Here is a 1,106-nt window from a genome sequence, read left to right as displayed (position 1 = left end):
CCTTGGCAGCCTGCGCTTGGGCACCGAGAGCGACATGCTACGCGCATTCCAGCGCATCGTTCATGATCACAATGGCGACGACACGGCCGACTTCCTGTTCCTGCCAGTGAACGATGCCAGTGCCAATCGCCGCGGCAGCCATTGGTCGCTGCTGTTCGTTGATCGCCGCGAGCGGGAACGGCCGGTTGCCTATCACTACGACTCGAACGGGAGATACAACGAGGCGCCCGCAGGACAACTCGCAGCGAGGCTGGGCGCGCGCTTGGAGTCACCCCGCATCACCCAACAGCGAAACGGTCATGATTGCGGCGTCTTTGTGGTGGACGGCACGCGCGAGCTGGTTAGGCGATTGGCGCAACCAGGGCAGCCAGTCCAGCTGGACCTCGAAGGGCTCCTTGCCGATCGGCAGGCACTGCAAAACCGACTGAGGGGATGAAGCTTCGCCATGGCGGGATAGCTTAAATTTAGACTGGAGCACCTCACGCCCACGGCCTGGGGCTCAGGTCCGAGAGGCGTGGGAGGCGCACGCCCTGCGAAGGAGCACTCCACCTGACGTGAAAAAGCAGCTGACTCATTTCTTGTGCGAGGAGAAGCAGTATTTGTCTCGGATCTCGATCTATGGGGTCTTGACGGCGAAGCGCGCGGGCACATGCACCACGCTCGAGGCGCGTTGTCGTGATCAGCTTGTCGACAGCTTTCCCATTTAACATAACAGACAGGGTTGGTCGCACTGGAAGAACATCGGCTGCCGATGCTCACGATGCATGCCTGCCGAGGGCTGTTAAAGGGTAGTTTGTTCCTGATTTCCGGCACGTCAAATCCAGCCCAGCCTCGAAGGCCTATTTTTTGAAGGGAGGGACGGTTGGATTTCGCCTCGACGAAGTGGGAGCAGGTAAAGTCGGACAGCGCGGGCCGGCGAGCGAGTTCACCCGCGGTGCCGTCCGCAGATGCGACGACCTTTGAGCGGCAGCTGAGCGAGATCGCCAGTTCCCGTGGCGGCAGAGCAATGCCGGCGGCCTCGACGTTGCAGCCGGTCCAGTCAGCTGGGGTTTTGATAGGGCACAGCAAGGAGCCTCTCTATTCCGAGGATGCTCGCCTTATTTCGG

The 1,106-nt window shown here is 60.9% G+C and carries 2 protein-coding genes; both read left to right on the top strand.

The window, feature by feature from the left end; all coding sequences use genetic code 11:
• A partial coding sequence (locus tag AC04SH_RS34845) for a Ulp1 family isopeptidase (RefSeq protein WP_488578081.1) occupies window positions 1-436 on the top strand: 436 nt, incomplete at its 5' end.
• Window positions 437-862: 426 nt separating this feature from the next.
• The coding region (locus AC04SH_RS34840) for a hypothetical protein (protein WP_488481846.1) at window positions 863-1,106 on the top strand (244 nt) is incomplete at its 3' end.

The sequence above is a fragment of the Mesorhizobium sp. CNPSo 4688 genome (assembly GCF_057784295.1).
This window is presented reverse-complemented; position numbering and strand designations above follow the sequence as displayed.